Genomic DNA, 14,977 nt, shown 5'->3' on the forward strand with positions numbered 1-14,977 from the left:
TATTCGTTTTTAAAAACATTCCCTTCTTTATTCGAGCAATATAGGAGGACAAAGAATTGAAAGCCTGCTATTACTACCACCAATCTCTCCTAATACCAGCCTCGATAAATCTGCAGGTAAAGGAATAGAAAATATAGCGTTCTGACTGTCAAGCTTTGGTGGAATGACACCAAAGAATGCAATGATCTATTCCATACCTGCATTTATCGAATATTCAAATACACTTCATCCCCCATATCCCACAGGCTATACACTAGCGCTTTAAGTTTTGCTAAAGCCTTGCCGCTGTAATCCCCTCGACCTTCACCCGTTAAGGTGGTAACCGGAGCAATGCAGCCCTGCAATTCCCGGAGCGCATTGTTGGCCGCATGGATTAGGATCGCCTCCCGGCCCAGCACTATCGGGATGCCAATTTGTTCCCCATGTTTGGCATAACGCCGCTTTTCCAACTTGTATTGTCCAATTGGGATACAACTAATGCGCGGAATATTATTTCTGTCGGGCAGCTCGATTGTATGACAGATTTCTTCACCCTGATACGTAATGGTACCGTTGGTTCCCTGTGCTCCGTATTTACGTTGGAGTAGCAGAATATGTTTTGTTTTCATAATGTTGAATAACCTAGATATTTTGACCTTGAATACTTTGCGCCCTTGCGATCTGACAGCAAGAGATAAAGATGGAATCCATCCGCACGAAATCCTTCAGGAATCGGCACCTTTACGCGCCCTTCCCGGCGTTGCCAAACCTGCTCATTGACGTAGGCATAGCCTTTCTCCACCTGGTAGGCGCAGAGTGTCAGCCGGTCATCCGCTTGCAGAAAACTGTAAAACATTACCTCATGCGTCAATTCAATTGCATCCGCATAACGAGTTATCCTGATGCCATATAGACCAGGCAAAGCCCCTTCACTGAGACGCACCAAAGCAGGATCGACTACTGGTCCGTCCTCCTCCTGTCTGATGGCCACCTTAAGCAAATACCCAAGGGCCAATCCCCCTGCGAGACTGTTCTTTCTTTTGGCCATCTCGGAAAATCCGTTTTTGACCAATCCATTTAAGGGCGCCAAAAATGCCACCCCCGCTTTGAAGGCCGCACGTACCCGCTGCTGCCCGGGACTGATTGTCTTTTTTGCCATAATTAAGCGGTTAAAAAGGGACTGAGCCCGATCGGCTCAGCCCACAGTTCACTAGATAAGCTGTATCTCGCCTAGATACACACTTTTCGAAACCCGGGTTTTAGACCGATTGGACAAAAACATCCAGGTATGCACTGAACCTGTAGCCAGATGATCGGGCACAAGAAAGGTCACCATCCCCGTCGATCGCGTGCTCGGTGCCGGAGTTGAAATAAACTCATCTTTTTCGGGATGATAAGCCAGCACATAAACCAAGTCATCCCCAAAGGTTTCGAACGTTTCACTTGCACCTGTTGACCAGGTAAAGATCAGTTCACCCGAGTCATAGGAGACTGCGACCGTACCACCACCATACAGGCCGCCATCCGAAATACTGATCTTCGCATAGTCAAGCGCGAAATTCGGATAGACACCCGTAATCGCCATTTTTTGATTGAATTGAAATGCGGCATTCATCGGGGTCACTTTCTCCGTGTTTTTACCGCCAAATCCGATTTTCAGAAAGACATTGATCGGCAGCAGAAAACGCATCAGCGTCCTGAACTTTTCCTGCTGCATAAGCTGTGCTTCTGATGCGGGCTTCGTTCTTTTTTTATAAAGCCCTTTGATGTAGTTGATGCTCTTCCAGCTGCTTCCAATTATAGAGCCGGCTTTACCCTTAAAGCCACCATTTGCTCCGTTTACAATAGTTCCCATATGTTAAAATCAATCCTTTTTTATACCGGTATTCCTGATTGACATAACAAACATAAAACACTTTAAATCACCAATAAATACACAAAACATATTAGACCGACAGCTGACCGAAAGGCATCGGAAAACTGACCGATTACAGACCTGATTTGATTTCACCTGAAGTTTTTTTTGACCACAAAATTGCCTACATTTGACTGCTAAATAATAGCAAATACAGCAGCAATTAACTGGAAATTTTATAACATTTCTTTATCTGGATCGATAAAAAAACTCGGTTAAACTTCATTGATTATGGATCATAATATCAGCCTTGAAAACGATATTTTTAAGCATATTCCGCTAGAGCAGCACGTAGCGATTCAACAATACTTTAAATACAAAACCTACAAAAAAGCCGCTTTTATTATTAAACCGAATGATCTGGTAAAAGATCTGTATTGGATACAATCCGGATTGGTCAAACTCTCCTACGAAGATGAAAATTGCAGGGAGCATATCTTATCATTTGCCTTCGACTGCCGAATTATTCCAAAATTTTGATCTATTTCAAGCATGGGCTCAAAAGAAGCAGCTACAGCAAGCCTCCACTGTGATGGAAGTAAAACATCTTTTCGAAACACTTCTGGTTGAACTAGAGGTTACTGCGGTCAAATAAAATCATTCATTCGATTACCTACAACTGACTATTGATTACGGCCAAATGCCTACCTTCGATCGTATTTTCATCGGGATTTCATCGGGTACTGATCGGATTATCCCGATGAAATCCCGATGGCAACCCGATGAAAACAGCTAGAAAGGTAGAAGCTGATCAGGAGAAAGTTCGAAGAAAATCGGGATGTGACTAAAAAACGTCTCCCCGTTAAGGGAGACGTCCGAAGAAAGTAATCGTATACAGGTAAAAATCGATTGATCGAGCAGGCTATAGGCCGCGGTAGCTCCTGCGCAACCGCTCTACATCCGTATCGCGATAATAGCGCTTGTTGCGCTCGCGCTTCGCGATGCAGATATAGCCATCGCGCTGCAGCCGATAAAGTGTTTCGGTAGAGATGCCGACATGTGATTTGACATATTCGGCATCACGCAGCAGCACATTTTCCGCTTCCAGCTGCTCCCGTAGCTCGAGATAAGTTGCCAACTGACGCTTTACAGCCAACAGTTCCAGCAAGATCAATTTTTGGGCAAAGGGATGCCCAGGGCTAATCGAAAGCCCTTTCAAACAGCGATTTTTACACATACATATTTATTTAGGGTTTATAATAGACAGGTTATTCAATCGATTTTCCCATTCCAGCAATATTCTTTCTACGCGATCGACTGATCGGAAGACTAATTTTTTCACCTTCGGCAAGCCATAACTTGCCACCATCGATATACTTAACAAATTTGAAGTTGACAATGTAACCACGGTGGATACGCACAAAATCGGCATGGGGCATATTTTCTTCAATCTCCTCCATGGTTATCCTGCAGATCAGCCGTTCATTACGAGTCACTATTTCTACATAATTGTCTATACTGTGGATATAGATGATATCGCGATATTTCAGGACCCTTTTGCAGCGAGAGTCTTTTACTTCGTACACGTAATATTCGCGCTGTATCGCCGGCGCGATCATGATTGGTGTCCCTAATCGTTTAAGGCATTTATTTAAAGCCAAGAACACCGCGTCAAAAGTCACATTCTTTAGCAGATAATCACAAGCGTCCAATTTGTAACTATCCAATGCAAATTCGGCATAAGCGGTGACAAAGACCAGTGCCGGTCTCATCGGCTGCGGCAAGATTTTGTAAAGCTCAAATCCCGAGATTTCGGGCATCTGTATATCCAGAAAAAGAATATCCACTTTATGGTGCATCAGATAGTTGAGCGCCTCCTTTCCATTCTCGAAAACTTTGACATCTTCAAAATCACCTATTTTGTGAATGTCTTTTAATTTTAAGATCTGTTCGACAACCTTGTTGGCATCCGATCTCTCGTCGTCGACTACAACAATACTATATTTAGGCATAATTAATCCATGAATTTTAACTCCACCACAAAATACATCTCTTCCTCAATACGATACGTTACATTTACATGATCTTCTTGTAAAGGTTCAAAGAGACGATTGACCAGTTCCAATCCCTTGCCCGTACCTTTTCCCTCAGTACTGCAGGCTATACGATTGCGTACCGTAAAAACGATAGCATCCTTTTGTCGAATCCACTCGATGACAATAGGGATCGTTTTCCCAATCGGGCTATAGGAAACTGCATTTTCAATCCAGGTCATCAGCGAAAGCGTGGGGACAGACCTATTCCAGATGTAATCTGTAACAAGTTCCTCTCCTTTGATCTCTATTGATCGATGCACACACATAACCACCAATTGTTTGAGATAAGCCCATTCCTCAGCCAACGCTACCCGGCTATTGCGCGAGGCGATCTTATTGATAATGTATTGAAAGAAATCCAGCACTTTAAGATCAAAAACAATTTTCTTCTCCGCTGCAAATTGGTAAAGTTTAAACAAAAAATGCCCCGACAGCAGTGCGTTGTCAGAAATATCTTTTACGGCGAGCTCAAGTTCATTTATTTTTATTATTTTTTGTCTCTTCTGCCACAAAACGGTATCAAGTGCGAGGAAAAGCAGCACGAATGCAAGCCCACGAACGATTATAATAAATAGCTTTTGCGCATCCCCATCTTTCCAAGGGAAATAGAACACGACCCCATGTGCCGTTAGAAAACTGTAATAATACCATTTTACGATAGGATAAACCCATATAAGCAGCGCAACTCCAGCCACCAATATAAACCAGAGTCGATATTTGTGCAGCCTTATAATATGAAAAGTGACAAAACTGACAGTAAAATAGGATACATACGGAATGATAAACAGTATAAAGATGATAAGCGAGTGGTTTAACCACAAGTGTTTGAATACGCTACCAAGCAATAAGATAAATAAGGTAACTCCGTAAATAAACCTGTAATACAATTGGTTAAAAAAATCCAGATTGAATGAATAAGTCTTCATAATTATTTGGTCAAGTTGTTAACCCAAATTAGAAAATATCGCTCTTTTTAACAATAATTTCATAAAAAATCTTTCTAGACAAGTCAAACAAATAGCCTTTATCCGAGAAAGAAAAAGGGATCATCCAACTCCCTTTACACTTTGTGCCAGATCCCGTCCGCTCGTCAAAACCCTTATAATGGTGCATCAGTCCCCAGTTTTCCCAGGCAGTCCAATCATTATGCATCATTGCCTGAAAGATTTCCTGCAGTTTTGTAAAAGCATTTAAGATCGCCGTCGGATTATTTTTGTCCGCTGAGGTTAATATGTTTATTGGATTAGCCATTTGCCAGGCTGGTTCGGTATGATGGAGTTTAGGGCTTAAATGAATGGCGTATACAGGTAAACCAAAACGATGTGCGAGCTTAAGTAGGTTACTACGCCAATAAAAATAACTTCCACCGAAAGAGACCCTTAGTCGCCCCTGCTCCTCTTTACTTTCATTGGTGCCCACGGATTCATTCGCATCCAAGAATACGAGTATCAGCCGATTGAGCGAAACGGCCTGAAGCATCTTGCGTATGACCATGGTATCACTCGCCTCCAAGCATTCGAACCTATCTGCTGGCAAGCCCATATCGGCGAGGTCTCGGGCATATTTTTTACGCTCTCTTTCCAATACCGTATTCGAGACCACCATGGTGAGTCGGTATCCTGCTGCGACAAGATAACGTGGGAGCAGACGATATGGCCCATAATGAAATGAGAAGACGATGCTACCAGCCAAAGTAGCGGGTTCAATGGTAGAAGATCCTATCCCCTTATTTTCAGTAGAAAAATCTCGATCCAATTGGGCAAACTGTTGACGGTGTTCTTTCCAGCGTTGATAGCCTGTTTCAAGTTCAACTGCGGGCTTATCCGGATAAAAGCCTTGCACATTCGCCATCCACAGCAGGCGTTGTAGTTGTTCTTTTTTTTGATTGTTCATTTGGTTTTCGGTTAATATGGCCCAGGTGAATTTGAATCACCTGAGGCCATTGGTGTACGATGAAGAACTATAGAGATCCTGTCCAACATTTATCATCATCCAGATCGCCCAATATAGGGTCGTCACCAAACAGTTCAAAAGCTGTATAGCCTTCAAATAGATCACTTGTTACGCTTGTTTGCAATTCATTTGCCATGTTTAAATCATTTTGTTGACTCGAAAGATGCAGGTCGAATCTATCCTGCTCTATCGTACGATATATTCATTTAATGATCAGCTGATAAACAAATTTGCAACAAGCAAGGAAAAAAAACAAGTCGGGGGAAACAGAGCAAAAAAACAGCACTGAACTGAAAATTAGCTAACAATCGTAGCTTAAAATACCATTTACCCATGCTATAGGTATTTCACCCATCAAATAGGTTATCTATCCCTTAATAGCACAGATTGACTAAGCATTCGTAAATTGCCTTTTCCTTTTTTATGATAAAAAATCCAACATAAACTAAACAATGAAGAAAAGTAAAGAATACCTGCTTGATCCCTTTTTCAGAGATATTAACCCACAATGGCAACATGAAATCCCTGAATTATCTGCTGTATTTGAAGAAGAGCGTTTTAGCCCAGGAGAACGACTCATCAACGACTGGGGCGAGCTCTATCTGATCGTTAGTGGCATCTTTGGGAAATATGAGAAGATCTGTCCAGTACGCTACGCCATTTCTGGCGAATCATTGATGATTCCCAATCATAAACACCGCTATCAGTTTATCGCGCTGAGTGATTGTCGTACATACCGTACCTCGCTCCGGCAACTGGAAGAAATCAATGCGCATAACCCGAAAGTCTTTTATCTGTATGCCAATCTCAGGGACAAACAGGAGACCTATCTGGACTATCGGCATAAGCTGTTATCGTTAAACAATCAGGACAAATACGACTTTGTCTTTGACAAATATCCCGATCTTAGAAGCTATGTGAAGCATCATGAACTGGCCCTGTTTATGGGAATCAGCAGCGAGCTGCTCCGTAGGCTCTTGCGGGATCATGATTGCTAATAGCCCAATTTTTTGGGTATCCCGTCAAAATCTATTGTCGTTGTAAACACAAAACTTAGTCTTCAAAATCCCAACATGGACAAAAGATTGTACTTGAACTTTGTAATAGCAGTACGGGTAAAGCACAGCAATGCCATTCAGCTTAATCGAAGAAAGTAAAGTGTACAGGTGAAGCTTGATCCGAAATGCTCCAATAAAAAACAAGGTTATGAAACAGCACAAAAGAAAATTTGCCCTATTCCCGCGATGTCGGTGAATGTAAATCCAATCCGGAAATCCGGCAGTGATATGCTGTTGGCTCCGCAGAAAAACAAAAAGAAAGAACAACAACACAAACAAGCTTATGGAAAAGCGCTTCAATAGCACAGTGTATCAACAGGATCAGCCGGCGAGCTCCCCAAAACGCGGTAGTTCAATCCGCTCGGTTGCACGCTGGATCTATCGTCGCTTACCTGATGTGATCATTTATAGCTATGCCTTTTTATACATGTACACGGGATGGGCCAAGTTTATGAACCTATCTACCTTTATCAGAGGCAATAGTAAGATCCCCCATCTAGGTGAGTATGCGAAATTGATCGGCTTTGGCATCCCCTCGCTGGAGATTGTGCTGGCTATCCTGCTCGTTATCCCTGTATACCGAATCAAGCGCTTTGCACTGTGGGCATCAACCCTATTGATGGGGATATTTATCCTTTACCTCAGTCTGATGGTCAATTTCGCAGAGAAAAAGCTTTGTCATTGTGGTGGTGTAATCGAATCCATGGGCTGGGAAGCGCATATCGTCTTTAATCTTATTTGGCTGATTGCGGGAATCTTTGCCCTGGTGAGAACAAAAGTTAAACATTCTAAAATTTAAACCCATGGTAAGAATTAAAAAATATGGGAAATTGCTACTGGGTGTAGCAACAATCACAGCAGGAGCCGGAATGGCTCAATATGCGCAAGCGCAAAATGCAGCAAAGAAAGTCGCAGATCAAGCGGCAATGGTTCATGCAACAACAGGAAAGGCTACGATGCGTTACTGGGTAAATGACCAGGCAACTGGGAAATATCTAGAAATTACGACTGCGCCAAATCCTATTGAGAATTGTCAGGAGCCAAGTCCAAATGATTGTGTCGTTCAATCTGAGAATGCCTCATTGCCTTCGACGTTAGATTACAGTCAAGCTACTCCGGCAAATGGTGTGCAACCACACCCCGATTCAGATAAGGCTTTTTACCAATAGTCTTTTGAATCTAAAACAGCAGGCCGGCAATTACTTGCCGGCCTGCTGCATTAAAGATGCTTTTCCATTAACTCAATTAATGCTTTTCCACCGTCTAACCTCGGATCTGGAGGCCCAGATGAAATAACATTCCCTTTTTTATCAATAAGTAATAGCTGCGGCGCTCCTTTAAAATTGTAATGTTTATAGAATGGATTCTCATACCATGTTGTTCCATATGTTGAGAGTTTCAGCTGCTCAGGCTGGCTATATTCTTTGGTCTTTAATCCATTTATCCAAGCTTTTCTAGTTTTATCAACACTGAGGCTAATAAATACAATGTCCTCTGCTTTCTTGGATTTAAAATGGTCTATAATCTTGCGCATTTCTTTGTTCATATATTTACAGCCGAAGCAACCGTTAAACCACAGATCAATTAAAACCATTTTACCTTTAAAGTCTTTTAAGCGATGTAGGTGACCTAATGTATCGGGTAGACTAAAAGCGTATGCAGGCACGTTATTACCAGTTTTAGACTGCCATCTTTCAAATAGATGCTTAATAGTTGGATCTTTTAGCATTTTATAAATACTTGCCGCACTGTCTTGTATACCCGCTTTCCGCTCGGCGAGATTAATCGCGCTGGCAGTCAATAAGGCATCACGTTGTTTATTTGCAGCCATGGTAGTAATCGCTTGCAGTATATCCGCAAATTCAAAATCATTGGCAATTTTATCAGGATATTTAGTATAAGCTGCACGGCTTTGCTCCCGTTCAAAAAGATACTTAATGTAAAGTGGCGCATATGCGGCCAAATCATTACCATCTTCAGGAGTCTTAGATAGCCAATTTAGATATTCTTGCCTGAATATTGGAAAATTGAACCCGCCCTTTCCCTTATCCAACCAAAATTGCGAACAGAGGGTAAGATAAGCTCCTCCGATTGTGTTGTATCTTATGATCTGGAATACTGAGTCGGTCAAATCATTTTTATAAAGGTCAAGGATAGCCAGCTTTGTTTGCAGATTTTTATCAATCAATCCAATTAAAGATTTTACATAATCACCGCTATTTTTGCGCTCTTTCTGACGAAGCAAAGGTAAAATCGAATTTCTCGGAAATATCTGGTTAGCATAGATAGCCTGCTGGCAGTTCATCTTATCCCCACCTCGTCCATAAAAATTAATATTATCATCCGATATATCCATCTGCAAGCTATCTCCAGCTTCTATCAGATAAAGCGTAAAATTATTATCCAGGATATTAAGATAGTTGTATTCCTGTTTAGGCCCCTCAAGCTTAAAACTTACAAAAAGTTTGGAACTCTTAGGCTGAAAGCTGAGTTGAAAGCTACCATCCCCACTGATTTCACTTTTATAAGATCTCGAAAATGCGTACCAATTCGGCAAAGCATATTCATCGAGCACAATCAGGTGCAACTTTGTGCCCTTGGGTAGTTCTTTTGAAAAGCGTCCAGCAATGGTTATATCAGACTGCGCTTGTACTGTCGACACCATCCCATTTAGACAGCATATAAAGCATGCAATTATTTTAAATAAGATTTTTATCATGATCACTTATTGTTTGTATAAAAAATAGATTCGTTGGTGGGTATTGGAAATGCAAATTGTGGAGAACCGGCCTTTAGTACATAAATTTCATTTCCGAGCTTCCGGTTAAGAGATATGTTCGCGCCCTCTTTGTTGAGCCGCCGTATATCGTCCCAGCGTAATCCTGCTCGCCATACCAATTCTTTTCGTCTTTCTATCAAGACTTTATTTAAGGCATCTTCCTTTGTCGAAAAATTATCCATTGTTAATGTCCCCGTTTTATATCGTTTGGAAAGCAGCTTAAATAAATAATCCTTACAAGTGTATAGGTCATCTCTTCTGGCGGCGCATTCTGCTTTAATCAGATATATTTCATCCGTAGCCAATCCCGAATAAGGGAAACGGGAGGAGCCACTGTATCCCCGTTTTGTTTTGATTAGGCCGTTTGCAGCATTTTTGGAAAAGAAAATGGATTTTCGAAGGTCATTTTCATCGTACAAATTATACAGGCCATTATCGATGCTCGTGTTTTGTGTACTTGCATATAATACCAATGAATAATTGCGACCCACTGTTGAATACAGCATCGACTCCTCATTGCCTAGCGTAAAAGGTGCTGTTGCTATTAAGCTAACGGTATTGTAATCTATCAGCTTATCATACATAGCAAGACAGCTATCGGCATATACCTCCGCCAACTCATAATTGCGCATACTCAGATAGATGCGGGCAGCCAAAGCGTAAGCTGATGGCTTGTTCGCCCTGTTTCTATCAGCTGTAATGGGTGCATCCAATAATGAAGTAGCCCGGCTTAAATCGGACAAGATCTGATCATAGTTTTCCTGAATAGAAGAACGCTCTATTACTTCATCAACATTGGGAGAGAGTTTTAAGGCTATTCCAAGCTCCTGCGGTGCAGAATCCGCATCATAGGGCGCTGCAAAGTTTTTGACTAGATCAAAAGATGCAAAAGCTCGTGCAAAATAAGCCTGTCCTAAAACATGGTTATATTTTTTCCTATCTACGGCAGTCTCTTTGAGATTTCCCATTCCGCTGATAACCGAGTTAGCATAAAATATGCCCTCATAAGGGTAATTAAAATCTTCTATACTCGTCTGCCCACCATATCGATCGTCCGACCAGATATAAACATTTCGCTCCAAAATAGACTGAGCCAACCAGTCTTTTTTCTCCGGTATACTATACTCGTCCGAAGCTAGGAACGGGAGTGCTGATGTTTGATTTATCCGGGGGTAGTCCAGCATTTGCTGAAAATCATCTAATGTCTTTGGAGACACAATGTCTGTGGAGGGCTTCACATCAAGAAAGCTATCCTTACATGCTGTAAGATATAACAAAATGAATAGCAATAAGAAGGCCCTTATGGAAGTAATGTTTTTATTTAAATTCATCATGTTGTTAAAAGTTTGCATTTAATCCAACACTATAAGTACGGGGCATAGGCATTAAAGGAGAATCAGGATCTTGGCCCTGCTTATTGGCTTTCCAAATCAATCCTATATTATTAGCATAGACAAAAAGCTGAAGTTCACGGATTCCTAACCTGTTGATAGGCCTCCGAAAAGCCAAACGTATGTCTTTTAGACGGACGGCGCTGGCATCTTCGATTAACGCCGCTCCATATTTGTAAAGACTCTCCCGATTGCTGTCAAAGGGATAAGTCATAGCAGGTACATTTGTCCACAGCTCGTCACCAGCCTGCTGCCAGCGCTTACCATAATCAGACTGCATATAATTAGTCAACAATTCCGAATAGTTTAGCGACTCCCGTCTATACTTATGACCGGCCTTAAAAACGATATTAAAGCTGAGATCAAAATCACGATAATGAAAGGTATTCATCAGACTTCCAAAAAAAGTGGGTGTGGCTACACCTGAATATATCAGGTTATCCGTATTTGAACTGTTCATCATCGCGCTATAATTCTGGCTTTCCATTCCATCTAACCGCCCTATCGGATTCCCTTTACTATCAAGTCCGAAATAGGGGAAACTAAACAATGCGTATAATGGATATCCTTCCAGCGGGTTTATATAATTTCCGGTCACCACGTCGAAATTGGTACTCTGTTTCGCTTTATAATTTGTGATCCTGTCTTTAACCAAGCTCAGCAACGCTGTACTTTCCCACTTAAAGCCTCCTATGAGATTACGGCTATTGAGCGTTATATCCCAGCCTGTTGTTACCATATCAGCGGCGTTGCCTTTTAAGGTAAGCACACCCGCCTGCGGAGCAAGCGGACTGTTTGCTATCAGATCGCTACTTCGTTTACGATAATATTCGACAGAGCCCGTCAGACGTTTCTTGAGGGTTTCGAAATCTAGCCCAAAATTCCATACGCCAACCCTCTCCCATCGTAGCGATGGATTTGGTGGATTGGAGATTTTTAGATAATTATTACCGAAGCTGTTCATACCCGTACCTGCTAGTGTAGTCAGATAAGCCGATATGGATTTGTCTAGATTACCATTATACCCATAAGAAGCCCGTAGACGTAACACAGGTAAAGCTTCGAGACCATAAAAGCCTTCGTCAGATAGGTGCCATAAGCCCCCAAGAGACCACAGCGGTACCCCTTTTTGATTGGTTTTTACACCAAATAAATTAGACTCATCCCTACGCGCACTCGCAGATAAGGTGTAGAGATTATTGTATGTATACGATCCATTAAAATACAATGATCGGTTGCGATCAATAGCCTTGCCATTAGCAACCCGCCCAGCTATACGTGAACTACCATAACCGTAATACTGCGGAAATTCTTTTGAGAAATCCATCGAATTATTAGACGATATGCCTGTTTCAGGGTCATAACCGTAGCGCCTATCGCTGGATGATTCTGTTTTATAATCCCTTATTTCAAATCCAGTCAATGCGTGGATCTGATGTTTGCCAAACTGTTTATCAAAATTTAGCTGTACTCTTCCGGCCTTATTGGTGTACTTATTATCATCCTGATCTAAAATATCCCCTAGTGGAATTGGACGAGTTACTTGTCCCGTAATTTTATCAATTTGTGTAAAGGTATTGATCAGGTTTCTGACATAATATGTGTCAGATAGATAATGACGTGTAAAGTCCTGTGTTCCTTTTTGGAACAAATAATCTGCTGAAATATTTAGACCAGAAATAATCTTTCCCTCAATCCGATGATTTAAACGATAGTCCGTTCCGTTTATCATTCTGTCGGCTCTCAACTCATTGGCTGGATAGTATGACCAATCCAATAGCTGATCGGTATCCATACTTTCCACAAAACTTGCGCGTAAGTCTTTCACTGTGGCCAAGGCATTGCCATTTTCGTCGAGCATGCGCTCGTATGGATATCTTGGTGTCAGATATGGTGAACTTATTCCAATCTTATCACTTTGTGTCAAGAAGACATCCGAAGAGATGATTAAGTGGTCCTTCCAGACATTGAAGGAATTTTTAGCGGTAAGGGAAAAGCGCTGATCTACCTGGTTGATGACGTTTCCACGATTCCTATCGTAACCGCCCGAAAGATAATATCGGTGTGTGGCATCCCCTCCGCGCAGCGATAGGGCATACTGTTGATTTACGCCAGCCTGATAAACCATATTGGAAATATCGTGGCGACCATCATAACTACTCAGCTGGCCTATGAAAGCAGCAGAATCTGATTCTGAAATTTTCCCTTCTTTGCGTTGCTGTAACATGGCCACTACAGGAGATATGGGTGAAAATCCATCTGTGACATTCCAGAAATAGCCTTTATTGAACAACGAAGTTTCCAAAGCAATATATTCACTTGAAGAAAGCTGAGGGCGATAGAAGATATCCGGCTTTTGGGATAACGTCACATTCAAAACAAAGTTTACTTGCGTTTTCTGATTAGCCCCTTTCTTGCTATTGATCACAATAACACCGTTACCTGCCCGCACTCCCCATATCGATGCAGCCGCTGCATCTCTCAATACCGTGATCGTTTCGATATCATTGGGATTGATGCTCTCCAAGGAACCCTCATACGGAAAATTGTCTAAGACAATCAGCGGAACTTGGTTACCATATATTGTACTGTTGCCACGTATGGTGATGGTCAAACTGCTTTCAGGATTTTTATTAAATATTAGACCGCTGCTTACTCCTTCTAACCGATCGAGTATGTTTGTACTGACAGTGCGATTGAGTAGTGAGTTATCCACCTGCGCAAAACTCCCCGTCGCCCGCTCCTTCGGAATCTTTTGGTATCCTGTAGAGACTACTTCCACCTCTTCCAATTGATTCTCCAGCGGTATCAATTTCACTTGCATTGATACCCCGGCAACATAAGGAAGTTCTAATCGCCTGAAACCCATGTGAGAAAATGAAACGGTCCCTCTGGGATTGGAGAAATGTAGCGAAAAGGAACCGTCGTTACGCGAAGAAGCCCTACCCATTTCACCTTTAACTTGAATGGACACCCCTTGGATGGGTTTTCCGTCTACCACCGATACGACCTTCCCACTGATGGATAACAACCCTTCCGCCCCGCTGTCCTTGCGGGGCGTCTGAGCTGATAAACTAAACATATGAAAACTGAACATCATAAGGAACAGGATTAGAATTGTCCTTATGCTAAACATTCCCTTTATGCTCTTTGGCATCGGCACAGGGGTACATGCCGACATTATTTGCCTCAAGCTATATATTATACAATTGAAGGAGTACTTTTTATCCCATGCATTTTGTATTTTTTTTAAATTATTTTTTTCGGCAGCTTTTATAGCTGCCAGATAGGCTACCTTATCCAATAAGGCAGACATCCAGTTTGATCTGTTTGTCATCTACTTATTGTTAAGGTTAGTCTACTATGCGTTCAAAAAGATCATGAATCCTTTTCGTGATCGAGAGCTCTTGCCTACTGATCTGGGTGGTCTCCGCATCGGAGATATCGATGTTATCGATTGCAATGGAATTGGTGTGCGCCATAAAATAGGCGACTAATAAACGAAAAAGATCAGCTGAAAAAACCTGCTTGTGGCTGACTACATAGATTTCGTTCATATAGTTCGTATCCATGTGATTTTTTAGTAGTAGATCGATTGTTCGCTGAATACCAATTAGGTCGTACTTCGTCCAGAAGTCGGTAATTTTTTGTATACGATCATATCCCTTATCGTGTATTTCATAGAGTGCTAGTTCTAGGGCTAGCACATTTGAATATTTTTGGTTCATTTTATAGGTTCAATAAAGATGACTTGGCCCTACCCGTTCTTTCGAAATGAGCACAGCTTCCCCAGTTGCGAATTTTTTCGCATTAAAAAGGGTTGTCATTTGCAGCATTTTATAAAAACTGCATATCCAACAAGAAAA

17 protein-coding genes are annotated in these 14,977 nt (G+C 41.8%); 5 read left to right on the plus strand and 12 right to left on the minus strand.

The window, feature by feature from the left end; translation table 11 throughout:
* Positions 1–203: 203 nt before the first annotated feature.
* From B4Z47_RS16250 to B4Z47_RS16260, 3 genes are read right to left on the minus strand one after another with little or no spacing between them, the layout of a single operon-like run.
* Positions 204–608, minus strand: coding sequence for a DUF5675 family protein (locus B4Z47_RS16250; RefSeq protein WP_115048369.1), 405 nt, complete (start codon positions 606–608; stop codon positions 204–206).
* Entirely contained in the window at positions 605–1,138 is a 534-nt protein-coding gene (locus B4Z47_RS16255; RefSeq protein WP_115048367.1) for a DUF6266 family protein, read from the minus strand. The genes B4Z47_RS16250 and B4Z47_RS16255 overlap by 4 nt, the downstream gene beginning before the upstream one ends.
* 51 nt (positions 1,139–1,189) lie before the next feature.
* Complete coding sequence (locus tag B4Z47_RS16260) at positions 1,190–1,834, minus strand: DUF6266 family protein (RefSeq protein WP_115048365.1); 645 nt, start codon at positions 1,832–1,834, stop codon at positions 1,190–1,192.
* Positions 1,835–2,125: 291 nt separating this feature from the next.
* Between B4Z47_RS16260 and B4Z47_RS16265 the strand changes: the two genes are divergently transcribed.
* Positions 2,126–2,374, plus strand: a complete 249-nt coding sequence (locus B4Z47_RS16265; protein ID WP_115048363.1) for a Crp/Fnr family transcriptional regulator — start codon at positions 2,126–2,128, stop codon at positions 2,372–2,374.
* Positions 2,375–2,756: 382 nt separating this feature from the next.
* On the opposite strand, the gene B4Z47_RS16270 is transcribed toward B4Z47_RS16265, so the two are convergent.
* From B4Z47_RS16270 to B4Z47_RS16290, 5 genes are all read right to left on the minus strand, one after another.
* Entirely contained in the window at positions 2,757–3,071 is a 315-nt protein-coding gene (locus B4Z47_RS16270) for a MerR family transcriptional regulator (RefSeq protein ID WP_115048361.1), read from the minus strand.
* Positions 3,072–3,102: 31 nt separating this feature from the next.
* Positions 3,103–3,846: a LytR/AlgR family response regulator transcription factor gene (locus B4Z47_RS16275; protein WP_286727638.1), complete on the minus strand. Its 744-nt coding sequence runs from the start codon at positions 3,844–3,846 to the stop codon at positions 3,103–3,105.
* 2 nt (positions 3,847–3,848) lie between these two features.
* Entirely contained in the window at positions 3,849–4,856 is a 1,008-nt protein-coding gene (locus B4Z47_RS16280; protein ID WP_286727639.1) for a hypothetical protein, read from the minus strand.
* Positions 4,857–4,884: 28 nt separating this feature from the next.
* A complete protein-coding gene (locus B4Z47_RS16285) occupies positions 4,885–5,823 on the minus strand; it encodes a hypothetical protein (protein WP_286727640.1) in 939 nt (312 codons plus the stop codon).
* Between the two features lie 67 nt (positions 5,824–5,890).
* Positions 5,891–6,019, minus strand: a complete 129-nt coding sequence (locus B4Z47_RS16290) for a hypothetical protein (protein ID WP_262511804.1) — start codon at positions 6,017–6,019, stop codon at positions 5,891–5,893.
* Between the two features lie 316 nt (positions 6,020–6,335).
* Here B4Z47_RS16290 and B4Z47_RS16295 point away from each other — a divergent pair, with 316 nt between their 5' ends.
* From B4Z47_RS16295 to B4Z47_RS16310, 4 genes are all read left to right on the plus strand, one after another.
* The gene (locus B4Z47_RS16295) at positions 6,336–6,881 is read left to right on the plus strand and encodes a cyclic nucleotide-binding domain-containing protein (RefSeq protein ID WP_286727641.1); all 546 of its coding nucleotides are present in this window, start codon (positions 6,336–6,338) and stop codon (positions 6,879–6,881) included.
* A gap of 168 nt (positions 6,882–7,049) precedes the next feature.
* Positions 7,050–7,244 (plus strand): hypothetical protein, encoded by a 195-nt coding sequence (locus B4Z47_RS16300; protein WP_286727642.1) that lies wholly within the window; start codon positions 7,050–7,052, stop codon positions 7,242–7,244.
* Positions 7,225–7,740 (plus strand): MauE/DoxX family redox-associated membrane protein, encoded by a 516-nt coding sequence (locus B4Z47_RS16305; protein WP_286727643.1) that lies wholly within the window; start codon positions 7,225–7,227, stop codon positions 7,738–7,740. Before B4Z47_RS16300 ends, B4Z47_RS16305 begins: the two co-directional genes overlap by 20 nt.
* A 4-nt stretch (positions 7,741–7,744) precedes the next feature.
* Entirely contained in the window at positions 7,745–8,110 is a 366-nt protein-coding gene (locus tag B4Z47_RS16310) for a hypothetical protein (RefSeq protein WP_286727644.1), read from the plus strand.
* Between the two features lie 50 nt (positions 8,111–8,160).
* On the opposite strand, the gene B4Z47_RS16315 is transcribed toward B4Z47_RS16310, so the two are convergent.
* The 4 genes from B4Z47_RS16315 to B4Z47_RS16330 all read right to left on the minus strand — a co-directional run bounded on the left by B4Z47_RS16315 (position 8,161) and on the right by B4Z47_RS16330 (position 14,839).
* A complete protein-coding gene (locus tag B4Z47_RS16315; protein ID WP_286727645.1) occupies positions 8,161–9,606 on the minus strand; it encodes a TlpA family protein disulfide reductase in 1,446 nt (481 codons plus the stop codon).
* Between the two features lie 56 nt (positions 9,607–9,662).
* The gene (locus B4Z47_RS16320) at positions 9,663–11,054 is read right to left on the minus strand and encodes a RagB/SusD family nutrient uptake outer membrane protein (protein ID WP_286727646.1); all 1,392 of its coding nucleotides are present in this window, start codon (positions 11,052–11,054) and stop codon (positions 9,663–9,665) included.
* A gap of 4 nt (positions 11,055–11,058) precedes the next feature.
* A complete protein-coding gene (locus B4Z47_RS16325) occupies positions 11,059–14,193 on the minus strand; it encodes a SusC/RagA family TonB-linked outer membrane protein (protein ID WP_286727647.1) in 3,135 nt (1,044 codons plus the stop codon).
* A 271-nt stretch (positions 14,194–14,464) separates the two neighbouring features.
* A complete protein-coding gene (locus B4Z47_RS16330; protein ID WP_286727648.1) occupies positions 14,465–14,839 on the minus strand; it encodes a hypothetical protein in 375 nt (124 codons plus the stop codon).
* Between the last annotated feature and the right edge of the window lie 138 nt (positions 14,840–14,977).

It is taken from the genome of Sphingobacterium sp. UBA2610 (genome assembly GCF_002339225.1).
GTDB lineage: Bacteria > Bacteroidota > Bacteroidia > Sphingobacteriales > Sphingobacteriaceae > Sphingobacterium > Sphingobacterium multivorum.